Origin of the sequence: Amnibacterium setariae, assembly GCF_003581425.1 — a bacterium.
In the GTDB taxonomy this organism is placed as follows: Bacteria; Actinomycetota; Actinomycetes; order Actinomycetales; family Microbacteriaceae; genus Amnibacterium; species Amnibacterium setariae.
On record NZ_QXTG01000001.1, the window covers coordinates 730972 to 744226 of the forward strand.

Sequence of the window (13255 nt, forward strand, 5' to 3'; positions counted from 1 at the left end):
GATGGGCGGACTCGCAGGGAGCGCCGCAGCGCCCACCTACGCTCGTCCACCGTGCCGCCCGTGCCCGACCCCGACCGCCTCGAGCGGGACGGCGCGACCATGCTCCGCTACCGCTTCGGCCCTGACGAGGGCCGCCCGTTCGTGCTGGTGCACGGGATCGGCGTCGGGCTCTCGTACTGGCTCCGGCTCATCCCGCTGCTCGCCGAGCACGGGCCGGTCCACGCGGTCGAGCTGCCGGGCTTCGGGAACGCGCCGAAGCCCGCGCAGGTGCTGAGCGTGGAGGAGCACGCCGGGCACGTCGCTGCGCTGCTCGAGCGGATCGGCCGCCCGGTCGTGCTCGTCGGGCAGTCGATGGGTACGCAGGTCGTGCTGGAGGCCGCCCTCCGCGTACCGGCCCTCGTCGAGCGGGTCGTCGTGATCGGCGCCGTCACCGACCCCGACGAGCGGAGCGTGCTGATGCAGGGCCTCCGCCTCGCGCAGGACGTGCTGGGGGAGACGCCCGGCGCGAACCGGGCCGTGTTCTCGGAGTACCTGAAGTGCGGCCCGCGCCGCTACCTCGCGACCCTCCCGTCGATGCTCGAGTACGACACGGACGCCGCCGCGGCCGCGATCACGGTGCCGACGATGATCCTGCGGGGCGCGGACGACCCGATCTGCCGGCGCCCGTGGGCCCGCCGCCTCGCCGCGCGGCTCGCCGTCGGCCGCCTCGTGGAGGTGCCCCGCGCCGTGCACAACGCGCAGTACACGCACCCCCGCGCCGTCGCCTCCGCGATCCTCACCGCGCCGCTCGGGGCGCGACGATGAGGCCGCTGCGCGTCCGGACGATCCTGACCTGGTGGGCGCTCGACTACGTCGCCGCGGTGCGCTGGCAGGTCGGGCCGCTCCTGCGCCACCACGACCCGGCGGACTACCTCGACGGGCGGCCCGGGATGCGGCCCGTCGTCGTGCTGCCCGGGATCTGGGAGACGTGGCGGTTCCTGCTGCCGCTCATCGAGCGCCTCCACGCCGCCGGGCACCCGGTGCACGCCGTGACGGCGCTGCGGACGAACGGTGCGACCGTCGACGCGAGCGCGGACGTCGTCGCGTCGTACCTCGCCGACCACGACCTCGAGGACGTCCTGATCGTCGCCCACAGCAAGGGCGGCCTGATCGGCAAGGACGTGATGCTCGAGCACGCCGCGGGCGGGCGCGTGCGGAAGATGTTCGCGATCTCGACGCCGTTCTCGGGGTCGGTGTACGCGAGGTACCTGCCGCTGCCGAGCCTGCACGCGTTCTCGCCGAAGGACCCGACGACGCTGCGGCTCGCCGCCGAGCTGCGGGTGAACGACCGGATCACCTCCGTGTGGGCCCGCTTCGACCCGCACATCCCCGGCGGCTCGCGCCTGCCCGGCGCCGCGGAGAACCGCCGCATCGACGACGGCGGCCACTTCCGCATCCTCCGGAACCCCGCGGTGCTCGCCGCGCTCGACCGGTTCGCCGCCACGCCCTGACTCGCGGCGGCGTGGTCTCGAGGCTCGCTGCGCTCGCACCTCGACCAGCGGAGGGCGCGGCGGGCGGACCGGCAGACGCCCGACCAGCGGACGGGGAGGTCGGGGCGCCACCATGCCGGGATGACCACGGACACCGGGCGGCGCGGGCCGAGCGGCCGGACCTTCTTCGGCCAGCCGTTCGAGCTCTCGACGCTGTTCGGCGTCGAGCTCTGGGAGCGGTTCTCCTTCTACGGGATGCAGGGCATCCTGCTCATCTACCTCTACTACTCCGCGGCGCAGGGCGGCCTGGGGGTGCCGCAGTCCGTGGCGGCGGGCGTCGTCGGGGCGTACGGCGGCAGCGTCTACCTCGCCACGATCCTCGGGGCGTGGGTGGCGGACCGGCTGCTCGGCGCGGAGCGCACCCTCTTCATCAGCGCCACGGTCGTCATGCTCGGGCACGTCTCGCTCGCCCTGATCCCCGGCGTCGCGGGCGTCGGCGTCGGCCTGGTGCTGATCGCGCTCGGCTCCGGCGGGCTGAAGGCGACCGCGACGACGATCGTCGGCACGCTGTACAGCCGCGAGGACCCGCGGCGCGACGCGGGCTTCTCGCTCTACTACCTGGGCGTGAACCTCGGGGCGTTCTTCGGCCCGCTGCTCACCGGGCTGCTGCAGACCTCCCTCGGCTTCCACTTCGGGTTCGGGCTCGCCGCGGTCGGCATGGCGGCCGGCCTCGTCCAGTACGTGATCCGCCGGAAGCGCCTCCCCGAGCGCGCCCAGGACGTGCCGAACCCCCTCCCGGCCGGCCGGCTCCCGATCGTCGGCGCGATCGCGGCGGTGGTCGTGATCGCGGTCGTCGTCGCCGTGCTGGTCGGCGCGATCACGCCCGCGAACCTGCCGACGGTCGTCATCGTCGTCACGCTGATCGCGGCCGTCGGCTACTTCGCGGTGATCCTCGCGAGCCCGCTCGAGGCGCACGAGCGGTCGCGGGTGGTCGCCTTCATCCCGCTGTTCCTCGCGAGCACGGTCTTCTGGTCGCTGTACCAGCAGCAGTTCACGGTCGTCACGATCTACACGGATCAGCGGCTGGACCGGAGCCTGTTCGGCTGGGAGATGCCGGTCTCGTGGTCGCAGTCGATCAACCCGATCATGATCATCCTGCTGTCCGGCGTCTTCGCGGCCCTCTGGACCCGGCTCGGCGACCGGCAGCCGTCGACGCCTGTGAAGTTCGCGCTCGGCACGGCGATCATGGGGCTCGCGTTCCTCCTGTTCCTGCCCTTCGCGGGCACGGGCCGGAACGGGACGCCGCTGCTCGCGCTGGTCGCGATCCTGCTCGTGTTCACGCTCGCGGAGCTGCTGCTGTCGCCCGTCGGGCAGTCCGTGACCACGAAGCTCGCCCCGGAGCGCTTCCAGACGCAGATGGTCGCCCTGTTCTTCCTCTCCGTCGCGCTCGGCACCTCCGCCTCCGGGCTGCTCGCGACCTTCTACGACCCGGAGAACGAGGTGCCGTACTTCCTGGTGCTCGGCCTCGTCGCCGTCGTCGCCGGCGCCGTGCTGCTCGCGATCGCGCGCCCCGTCGTCCGGCTGATGCGCGGCGTGCGGTGAGGGCGCTTGCTTCCGCGGCGATCGAGGCGCAGTGTTGGTGCCGAGGAGGTGATGCGCATGGCAGATTCATCCATGACCATCGACGCGCCTTCCACCTCGGTCGTCTCGATCTAGTCATCGACCGAGCGGGGCAAGGCCGCGCGTCGAGCCGGGCCGGCGTCCACCTGGACGACCGGCCCGGCCTTCTTCGAGAGGCGGCGTGATGCGGGCAGTGGCGCTGCTGCGCGGCGTGAACGTCGGCGGCGTCCGGTTCGCGATGGCGGACCTGCGCGCGGCGCTCGAGGCCGCGGGCTCCACCGACGTCCGGACCGTGCTCGCGTCGGGCAACGTGCTGCTCACCGCGGCGGAGGACGAGCCGCAGCGCATCGCCGACGGTGTCTCGGCGGTGATCCGCGAGCGCTTCGGGTTCGACGTCGCGGTCATCGTCGTGGGCCTGCCGGTCGTGCGCGCCGCGGTCGACGGCTACCCGTTCGCCCGCACCGACGACCGGCACGCCTACGTCGTCTTCGCGGGGGACGACCGCGCGCTCGCCGACCTCGGCGACGCGGCCGCTGGGCTCGACCCCGCCGAGGAGCAGGTGGCGCGCGGCGACGGCGTCCTCTACTGGGACGTGCCGAAGGGCCGCACGCTCGACAGCCCGTTCGGGAAGCGCTTCGGCCGCTGGCAGAAGTCGGGCGTCGTGACGACGCGGAACGTCAACACGCTCGACAAGATCGTCGCGGCGGGCTGACCCGCTCCGCCATGCTGGGGGCGTGGAGGCGGAGCGGGGGCGCAGCGTCGACCGGCTCGTCACCTTCGTCGACGCGGTCGTCGCGATCGCGATCACGCTGCTGGCCCTGCCGCTGACCGAGATCACGCGGGAGGTGGCGGAGAAGGGGCTCGAGGGCTACCTCGACGACAAGGTCGCGGTGCTCGTCGGGTTCACCATCAGCTTCTTCGTCATCGCGCGCCTGTGGTGGGGGCACCACCGGATCTTCGAGCACGTCGTCCGCTGGGACCGGCCGCTCGTGGTGCTCACCGTCTTCTGGCTCTTCACGGTCGTGCTCCTGCCGCCCGCGACGGCGCTCACGAACCAGACCGATCCGCGGGAGCAGCCCGGGGTCATCGCGGCCTACATCGGCGTCATGGCCGTCAGCGGCGTGTTCCTCACCGCGCTGTCGTGGCGCGTGCACCGGCACCCCGAGCTCACGGACGGCCGGGACACGGCGTCGCGCCAGCGGCTCGCCGGCTCCGTCAGCAGCTTGATCGGGTTCGTGCTGGCGCTCGTCATCGGGACGCTCCTGCCGCAGGTGAACTACTTCGCGCTGCTCGTCCTCGTGCTCACCGGGCGCCTCGGCGACCTCGTGGAACGACGGCTCCGGCGACGCTGAACATCCGGTGACGATCGCCGCCCGGCGCGCCGCAACCGATTGCCCGCTGTCGGAGGGGGATGGAATGCTGATGCGGTCGCTGAGGTTGACGACCCGGTGACTCGTCGGGGGCCGGTGCATCGTGCACCGCCCCTGTCGTCCCGGCTCCCGTGGGGAGCCCGTCAAGGACGCCGCCCCCGAGCTCCCCGGAGGTCTGCATGACCGAGACCGTCGACCGTCCCTCCACCGCGGCCGCCGACCGCACCGACCGCCTCAGCCGGCGCGACGCCACCGCGATCGCCGTGCTGCTCGTCTCCGCGTTCGTCGTGATCCTGAACGAGACGATCATGAGCGTCGCCATCCCGGTGCTCATCAAGGACCTGGACGTCAACGCCAGCACGGGCCAGTGGCTGTCGACCGCGTTCATCCTCACGATGGCGGTCGTCATCCCCGTCAGCGGCTTCCTGATCCAGCGGCTCACGACGCGCACGCTGTTCGCCATCGCGCTCGGCTCGTTCGTCGCGGGCACGCTGCTCGCGGCCCTCTCGCCGACGTTCTCGGTGCTGCTCGTCGCCCGCGTGATCCAGGGCGTCGGCGCGGCGATCATCACGCCGCTGCTCATGACGACGGTCATGACGATCGTCCCCGAGTCGCGCCGCGGCGCGATGATGGGCAACATCTCGATCGTGATCTCGGTCGCGCCCGCGATCGGCCCGACCGTGTCCGGCCTGATCCTCAGCGCGCTGCCGTGGCCCTTCATCTTCTGGTGCGTGCTGCCAATCGCGGCCGCCGGGCTCGTCATCGGCCTGCGGCTCATCGGCAACCTCGGCGAGACCCGCCGCGTGCCGATCGACTGGGTGTCGATCCCGCTCTCGGCCATCGGCTTCGGCGGCCTGGTCTACGGCCTGAACGCGGTCGGCGAGGGCGCGTCCTCCAAGGACGGCATCTCGCTCGTCGCCGTGCTCGTGCCCGTCGCGACCGGCCTCGTCTCGCTCGGGCTGTTCCTCCTGCGGCAGCGCGCGCTGCAGCGCACCGACAACGCGCTGCTCGACCTGCGCGTCTTCCGCTCGCGGGTGTTCACCGCCTCCGTCGTCTCCGGGGCGCTCGCGTTCCTCGGCCTGCTCGGCAGCGCCATCCTGTTGCCCATCTACCTGCAGCAGGTGCTCGGCCTGAGCGCCCTGCAGACCGGGCTGCTCGTGCTGCCCGGCGGTCTCACCATGGGGCTGCTCGGCCCGGTCGTCGGCCGCATGTACGACCGGTTCGGCCCGCGGCCGCTGCTGCTGCCGGGCCTCGCGATCGCGATGGTCGGCCTGATCGCGCTCGGCACGGTGACCGAGACGACGGCCGCCTGGCGGGTGCTGATCTGTCACGTGGTGCTGAGCCTCGGCCTCGCCGCGGTACTCCCGTCGGTCTTCACCGCGGGCCTCTCCGCGGTGCCGCGCCGGTTCACCTCCTACGGCAGCGCGATCTTCGCGACCGTGCAGCAGGTCGGCGGTGCGGCGGGCACGGCGCTCGCGGTGACGCTGCTCGCGATCGGCGCTGCCGGCTTCGACGGCGCGGGCGGTGCGGGTGCTGCCGAGGCGGCGGGCACGCGCCTCGCGTTCCTCGTCAGCGCGGGCGTCTTCGTCATCGCGATCGCGGTCGCCACGATGGTGAAGCGCGTCCCCTCCGAGGGCCCGGTCCCCGTCGGCCACTGACCCCCCGAAGTGCTCACGCTTCTGGACGCCGGATCGCCGATCCGGCGTCCCGAAGCGTGAGCACTTCGTGCAGGGAGGGGCCGGTTCCCGCGGCAAGGGGTGAACTCCTCAGGCCCGCGGCGGGTCGACCCGGCATCATGACCGCGGAGGTGCCGTGGACCGCAACCCGCCGACCGGCCGCAGCACGCGGCTGGCGATGCAGCGCCTGCACCACAACGGCGCGCGACCGGTCAAGGTGCTGCTGATCGGGGACCGCGACCACCTCCTCGGCGAGGTCGAGGGCCGCACGCTCGCGGAGCGGGCCGCGGACCGCATGTGGCTGACGACGCGGCACGGCGTCGACCTCGACGTGCTCTCCGACCTCGCGCCCGTGCTCCGGGCCGTGCAGGGCGTGTTCCGCACCTGGCGGCTCTGGCGGTACGACGTCGTCCTCGTCGCCCTCGGCGAGGACCTCGACAGCGCGCGCCGCCCGCGGACCCTCGCCCGGGTCGGGGACCTGCTCGAGGAGGTGATCGAGGACGCGGCCGCCGCGACCGAGGTCGTCGTCGTCGCGCCGCCGGTGGCCGCCCCCGCGCGGAGCCGGCACTCCGCGGCGCCGGAGGACCGGCTGCGGTCCGCGGTCGGGCGGCTCGGCTCCACGCGCGTCCGCTTCCGCACGGTCGAGCCGGCCGAGGACCCGCTGGCGCACGACCGCGCGTGGGCGACCGCCCTCGGGGAGGAGGTCGCGGACTCGGTCGGGCGCCTCGACGCGCAGGGCGCCGCCGGGACCGCGGCGGCGCTCCGCGACCGGCCCGACGACGAGGCCGAGCGCCAGCGGGCCCTCGACGACCTCCGGATCGTGGGGCGGGGACCCGACCCGCGCCTCGACGACCTCGTCGAGCTGGCGCGGACGGCGTTCGGCACCGAGAGCGCGGAGATCAACTTCATCGACCACGACCGCCAGTGGAAGATGGCGGTCGCGGGCGCCGAGCGCGGCGAGAACCCGCGGGCGCACTCCTTCTGCAACCAGACCATCACGCGCGCGGAGCCCACCGTGGTGAGCGACGCCCGGCTCGACCCGGTGCTGCGGGAGAGCCCGCTCGTGCAGGGCCCGCACCCGATCCGGTTCTACATCGCCCACCCGATCGAGTCCGCGGACGGGTACCGGATCGGCTCCTTCTGCGTCTACGACCCGGAGCCGCGCGACGTCCGCGGGCTGGACCTCTCGGTGCTCCGCGACCTCGCGCTGCTCGCGCAGGCCGAGATCACGGGCGCGGACGCGCCGCCGACCGGGATCCCGCCCGAGCTCGCGGCGCACTGAGGGTCGGCAGCGCCCGGCCTGCGAGCATCGTCGGGTGACGGAACCGGCGGTGCTGCGCGAGGACGACTCGAGGGCCTCGGCGCTGCTCGAGCAGGGCTGGCGGGTCGCGCACCGGTCGTGGGGCGCCCGGCTGCGAGCCGTCGACACCGCGCTGCTGTCCGGGCTGGTCGCGGCCGCCGAGGGCGCCGGGCTGCGCGTCGCGGAGGCCGGGCCCGACGCGGATGCCGGGATCGCCGCGCTGGAGGCGGCGGTCCGCGACGACTACCCGGGCGGCCCGGCCACGGCGCCCGCCCTCCACGACGCCGCGGCGCTCGCCGCGCTCCGGGCCCGGGGCACCCGCTTCTTCATCGCGAGGGACGGCGACGAGGTCGTCGCCATCACCGCGATCCATCGGGACGGGGAGCACGCCGAGACCGACTTCACCGCCGTCGCGCGGTCGCACCGCCGGCGCGGGCTCGCGGAGGCGGTCAAGGCCGCATCGGTGCTGGCGCTCGCGGCGGAGGGCGCGCAGGTGTTCGGCACCGGCGGGGCGGACGAGAACGCGGCGAGCCTCGCGATGAACGCGCGCCTCGGCTACGCCGTGACGGAGCGCTGGCTCACCCTCCTCCCCTGATTCCGTTTTGAAGGAGTTCTCGCGCGCTTCGCGCGAGAACTCCTTCAAAACGGAATTCACGGACTCAGGCGAGGGCCTTGCGGATGCGCTGCAGGGAGACGGGCTCGGCGGTCGGGAGGTGCTGCGCGAACAGGCTGAGCCGCAGCTCCTCGAGCAGCCAGCGCGCGTGCACCAGCCCGGGGCGCAGGCCCGGGCGGAGCGGCAGCGCGCCGCCCGCCTCGAGGTAGAGCGCCTGCGCGGTCTGCGCCTCCGTCATCCACACCCGGTCGCGGTTCGCCTGCTCGGGCAGCCGCTCGACCCGGTGCACGATGCCCGCCGTGTAGACGGCGAGGCGCGGCAGCCGGTCCGCGCCGTCGACGCGGACGAAGCCTGGATGGATCAGGGCGTCGAGCTGGGCGCGCGCATCGGTCAGCGCGGGCACCAGCGCGAGGCTCGTCGCCTGCCGGATCGCGCGGTCCGCCTCCCGGGCGCCCGCGAGCGCGGCGGCCGCGGCGCCGACGACCTGGAAGAGGTCGTCCACGACCCGCGCCGCCAGCGTCGCGCGCATCCGCTCGAACGTCGCCCGGTCCCACGCCGCGCCGTCCTCCGCGACCCGGGCCTGGATCCGGTCGACGACCGCGTCGAAGCAGTCCTGGAACAGCGCGTCGGTGCTGCGGTACGGGCTCGCGCCGAGCGCCAGCTTCTCCGCGCCCGACAGGTGGTCGCGGACGTACGCGGCGGGGGAGGGCGTCGCGAGCACGAGGAGGCGGTGCACACCGGCGCGCGTCGACGCGAGCTGCTCCTCCGGGGTCGCCAGCAGCCGCACGTCGACCGCGGACCCGGTGTCGACGAGCGCGGGGTAGGCGCGGACGACGCCGCCGGCCGCGCGGGTGTCGAGCACACGCGGCAGCTCGTCGAGGTCCCACGTCGTCATGCCGGTGCGCTCGATGGGCGCGGTGCCGGGTGCCGGGCGGGCCACGACGCGGGCGGCGGAGGTGCGGGCGCGGTCGGCGAAGCGCGCCTGCAGCGCGGCGAGGTCGGTGTCGCGGCCGACCTCGCGCGGTGCGCCGCGACGGCCGCGCGGCGCCTCCGTGACCGCGAACGCGGGCTTCAGGTGCGCGGGTAGCCGGTCGAGGTCGAAGTCGGCCGGCGTCACGGCGACGCCCGCGACGCGGCGGATGACGGGGACCAGGGCGTCGACGAGCGGGCCCGGCTCCGCGCCGGTCTCCGGCCCGGCCGGCAGCTCCGGCAGCAGGCGCCTCGCCCAGTCCGCGGCCGGCACGACGTGCCGCCGGATCGCCTTCGGCAGGGTCTTCAGCAGCGCCGCGACGAGCTCCTCCCGGAACCCGGGCACGAGCCAGTCGAAGCCGGCGGGGGAGAGCGTCGCGAGCAGCGGCAGCGGCACCCGCACGGTGAGGCCGTCGTCCGCGGCGCCCGGCGCGAAGCGGTAGGCGAGCCGCAGCCGCTGGTCGCCCTGCTGCCAGGTCGGCGGGAAGTCGCGCTCGTCGACCTCGGGCTGCGCCTCCTCGTCGAGCAGGTCGGAGCGCCGCATCGTGAGGAGGTCGGGCGCCTCCTGCCGCGTCGCGCGCCACCAGGTCTCGAACCGGCGGACGTCCGTGACGTCGGCGGGCACGCGGTCGTCGTAGAAGTCGACGATCCGCTGGTCGTCGACCGGGCGGCTGCGCGTCCGCTCGGCCTCCTCGTCGAGCTCCGCGCGGAGGCGGCGGTTCGCCCGGTCGAACTCGGACAGCGCGCCGGGCGGCGGCGCCCACTCGCCGCCGAGCAGCGCGTGCTCGAGGAAGAGGTCGCGGGCGTGCGCCGGGTTCAGCCGGGCGTACTGCACCCGGCGCTTCTCGACGATCGGGACGCCGAACAGCGTCACCCGCTCATCGGCCACCGCCGAGCCCTGCCGCTGCTCCCAGCGGGGCTCGCCGTAGGTGCGCTTCACGAGGTCGCCGGCGATCGGCTCCGCCCACGCCGGGTCGATCGCCGCGTTCATCCGGGCGAACAGCCGGGAGGTCTCGACGAGCTCGGCCGACATGAGGGCCCGCGGCGGCCGCTTGGCGAGCGAGGAGCCCGGGAACACGACGAAGCGCAGCTGGCGCGCGCCGATGAACTCGTTCGACCCGCGACGCGGCACCGGGCGCCCGTCGCGGCCCTTCTGCGGCTGCGCGGTCCGCTCGTCGCGCACGCCGATCTGCGAGAGCAGGCCGGCGAGGAGGCTCTTGTGGATCGCGTCCCCCGGCAGGGCCGGACGGGCCGGGGCGGCGTCGCCCGCCCGCTCCGCCTTCTTCGGCGCGGGCGCGACCTCGAGGCCGACGTCGCGCGCGATGCCGGAGAGCTGGCGGACGAGGTCCTGCCACTCGCGGATCCGCACGAAGTTGAGGAACTCGGCCCGGCAGCGGCGGCGGAACGCGGAGGAGGACAGCTCCTGCTGCTGCTCCTCGAGGTGGTTCCAGAGGTTCAGCAGCCCGAGCAGGTCGCTCGTCGGGTCCGTGAACCGGGCGTGGAGCTGGTCGGCCTGCGCGCGCTGCTCCACCGGGCGCTCGCGCGGGTCCTGCACCGTGAGGCCGGCGACGACGACGATCACCTCGCGCGTGACGCGGTGGCGCTTCGACTCGAGCAGCATCCGGCCGAACCGCGGGTCGATCGGGATGCGCGCGAGGTCCCGACCCGTCCGCGTGAGCGTCGCGGGCTGGCCGCCTCGCGCCTCCTGCACCGCGCCGAGCTCGCGCAGCAGGTCGAGGCCGGCCCGCACCCCGCGGGAGTCCGGCGGGGTGAGGAAGGGGAACGCCTCGATCTCCCCGAGCCCGAGCGAGAGCATCTGCAGGATGACCGCGGCGAGGTTCGTTCGGAGGATCTCCGGGTCGGTGTACTCGGGGCGCTTGCCGTAGTCCTCCTCCGAGTAGAGCCGGACCGCGATCCCGGCGCTCGTGCGGCCCGCGCGGCCGGACCGCTGGTTCGCCGACGCCTGCGACACCGCCTCGATCGGGAGGCGCTGCACCTTCGAGCGCGCCGAGTACCGGGAGATGCGGGCCGTCCCGCCGTCGATCACCGCGCGGATGCCGGGGACCGTGAGGCTCGTCTCGGCGACGTTCGTGGCGAGCACGATGCGGCGGTCGACACCGGCGACCGTGCTGCGCTCGAAGACGCGGTGCTGCTCGGCGGCGGAGAGGCGGCCGTACAGCGGGAGCACCTCGACGGGCCGGGCGCGCCCCGCGTACTTCCCCCGGAGCACGTCGGCGACGTCGCGGATCTCGCTCTCGCCGGAGAGGAACACGAGCACGTCGCCGCCCGGCAGGTCCCGCTCGAGCTCGTCGAGCGCCTCCTGGATCCCGGTGGCGAGGTCGCGGTCCTCGGTCGTCCCGACGTCCGGGTCCTCTTCGTCGTCTCCCGCGTCCTCGATCACGAGCGGGCGGTAGCGGACCTCGACCGGGTACGTGCGGCCGGACACCTCGACGATCGGCGCCGGCGTGCCGTCCGCCTCCGCGAAGTGCTCCGCGAACCGCTCGACGTCGATCGTCGCCGACGTCACGATCACCTTGAGGTCCGGGCGGCGGGGGAGCAGGCGCTTCAGGTAGCCGAGCAGGAAGTCGATGTTGAGGCTGCGCTCGTGCGCCTCGTCGAGCACGATCGTGTCGTAGCGCCGCAGCTCCCGGTCGCGACGGATCTCCGCGAGCAGGATGCCGTCGGTCATCAGCCGGATCCGGGTGTCGGGTCCCGAGGTGTCGGTGAACCGGACCGAGTAGCCGACGAGCCCGCCGAGGGGCACGTCGAGCTCCTCCGCGATGCGCTCCGCGATGGTGCGCGCGGCGATCCGCCGCGGCTGCGTGTGCGCGATGGAGGTGCGTCCGAGCTCGAGGGCGATCTTCGGCAGCTGCGTCGTCTTGCCCGACCCGGTCTCGCCGGCGACGATCACGACCTGGTGGCCCGCGATCGCCTCGGCGATCTCGCCCCGCATCGCGCTGACGGGCAGCTCGGGCGGGAAGGCGATCGTCGGCAGGACCGGCGTCGCGGGGCGTGCGGTCGTGTCAGACATGGGGAGACCAGTCTGACGGCTCCCTCCCGCGCGGTCGGCCGCGCGGCTCAGACCCGGGAGGCCGCGCGGCGGGGCCGGGCGCGGCGGTACTGCACCGGCCACGGCGCGTCCGCGCCGAGCTCGTGGGCCCATGCGAGCGGCAGGTGCGGGTCGCGCAGCAGCGGGCGCGCGAGCATCACGGCGTCGGCGCGGCCCGAGGCGACGATCTCCTCCGCCTGCTCGGCGGTCTCGATCAGGCCCACCGCGTTCACCGGCAGCCCGGTCGCGTCGCGCACCGCGGTCGCGAGGTGCACCTGGTACCCGGGACCGACCGGGATCCGGGCGTCGGGGGTCGTGCCGCCGCTCGAGACGTCGAACCAGTCCGCGCCGGCGGCCGCCGCCCAGCCGGCGACGGTCTGCGTCTCCTCGATCGTCCAGCCGCCGTCGGCCCAGTCCGTGCCGGAGAAGCGGACGAGCAGGGGGACGGCCTCGCCGACGGCGTCGCGGACCGCGCGGACGACGTCGAGCAGGAGGCGGGCCCGGTTCTCGAGCGAGCCGCCCCAGGCATCCGTGCGCCGGTTGGCGAGCGGGGAGAGGAACTGGTGCAGCAGGTAGCCGTGCGCGGCGTGCAGCTCGATCACGTCGAAGCCGGCCTCGACCGACCGCCGCGCCGCGGCCGCGAAGTCCGCGACGACCCCCGCGATGCCCGCCTCGTCGAGCGCCTGCGGCTCGGCGTAGCCCGGGAACGCGAGCGCGGAGGGGGCCACCGGGACCCAGCCGCCCTCCTCCACCGGCTCGGACCCGTGGCCGAGCCATTCCGGGTACGTCGACGCCTTGCGCCCCGCGTGGGCGAGCTGGACCGCGGCGAGCGCGCCCTGCGCGTGCACGAAGTCGACGATCGGCGCGAGCGCGTCCCGCTGCGCGTCGTCCCAGATCCCGAGGTCCCACGACGTGATCCGGCCCTCCGGGCTGACCGCGGTCGCCTCCGTCATCACTAGACCGGCGCCGCCGCGGGCGAGGGAGCCGAGGTGCACGAGGTGCCAGTCGGTCGGCAGCCCGTCGCGCCCGTCAGCCGAGTACTGGCACATCGGCGAGACCCAGATGCGGTTCGGCACCGTGAGGTCGCGGATTCGGACGGGGTGGAAGAGCGCGGCATCGGTCACCCGGAAACCGACAGTGGACCGCATTCCACTATTCCGATTCGTTCATGTAGTCGACCCGTCTCCAA

At 74.4% G+C, this 13255-nt stretch carries 10 protein-coding genes; 8 read left to right on the forward strand and 2 right to left on the reverse strand.

Annotated features, from left to right (window positions below):
* Positions 1-60: 60 nt before the first annotated feature.
* From D1781_RS03810 to D1781_RS03845, 8 genes are all read left to right on the forward strand, one after another.
* Positions 61-804, forward strand: coding sequence for an alpha/beta fold hydrolase (locus tag D1781_RS03810; RefSeq protein WP_147392029.1), 744 nt, complete (start codon positions 61-63; stop codon positions 802-804).
* Entirely contained in the window at positions 801-1490 is a 690-nt protein-coding gene (locus D1781_RS03815; protein WP_119480917.1) for an esterase/lipase family protein, read from the forward strand. The genes D1781_RS03810 and D1781_RS03815 overlap by 4 nt, the downstream gene beginning before the upstream one ends.
* 120 nt (positions 1491-1610) lie before the next feature.
* A complete protein-coding gene (locus D1781_RS03820; RefSeq protein ID WP_119480918.1) occupies positions 1611-3071 on the forward strand; it encodes a peptide MFS transporter in 1461 nt (486 codons plus the stop codon).
* A gap of 202 nt (positions 3072-3273) precedes the next feature.
* Entirely contained in the window at positions 3274-3801 is a 528-nt protein-coding gene (locus D1781_RS03825) for a DUF1697 domain-containing protein (protein ID WP_199706369.1), read from the forward strand.
* A gap of 22 nt (positions 3802-3823) precedes the next feature.
* Complete coding sequence (locus D1781_RS03830; protein WP_119480920.1) at positions 3824-4441, forward strand: TMEM175 family protein; 618 nt, start codon at positions 3824-3826, stop codon at positions 4439-4441.
* 197 nt (positions 4442-4638) lie between these two features.
* On the forward strand, positions 4639-6117 hold the full coding sequence (locus D1781_RS03835) for an MDR family MFS transporter (protein ID WP_119480921.1): 1479 nt from the start codon (positions 4639-4641) through the stop codon (positions 6115-6117).
* A 154-nt stretch (positions 6118-6271) separates the two neighbouring features.
* A complete protein-coding gene (locus tag D1781_RS03840; RefSeq protein ID WP_119480922.1) occupies positions 6272-7417 on the forward strand; it encodes a GAF domain-containing protein in 1146 nt (381 codons plus the stop codon).
* A 34-nt stretch (positions 7418-7451) separates the two neighbouring features.
* Entirely contained in the window at positions 7452-8030 is a 579-nt protein-coding gene (locus D1781_RS03845) for a GNAT family N-acetyltransferase (RefSeq protein ID WP_119480923.1), read from the forward strand.
* A 64-nt stretch (positions 8031-8094) separates the two neighbouring features.
* Here the strand turns inward: D1781_RS03845 and hrpA are convergent, their stop codons facing one another.
* Both hrpA and D1781_RS03855 read right to left on the reverse strand, forming a co-directional pair.
* Positions 8095-12048 carry an ATP-dependent RNA helicase HrpA gene (hrpA, locus tag D1781_RS03850; RefSeq protein ID WP_199706371.1) on the reverse strand — a complete coding sequence of 1318 codons (3954 nt, stop codon included), beginning with the start codon at positions 12046-12048 and terminating at the stop codon, positions 8095-8097.
* A 47-nt stretch (positions 12049-12095) separates the two neighbouring features.
* Positions 12096-13190 carry an NADH:flavin oxidoreductase/NADH oxidase gene (locus tag D1781_RS03855; protein ID WP_233550966.1) on the reverse strand — a complete coding sequence of 365 codons (1095 nt, stop codon included), beginning with the start codon at positions 13188-13190 and terminating at the stop codon, positions 12096-12098.
* Positions 13191-13255 lie beyond the last annotated feature (65 nt).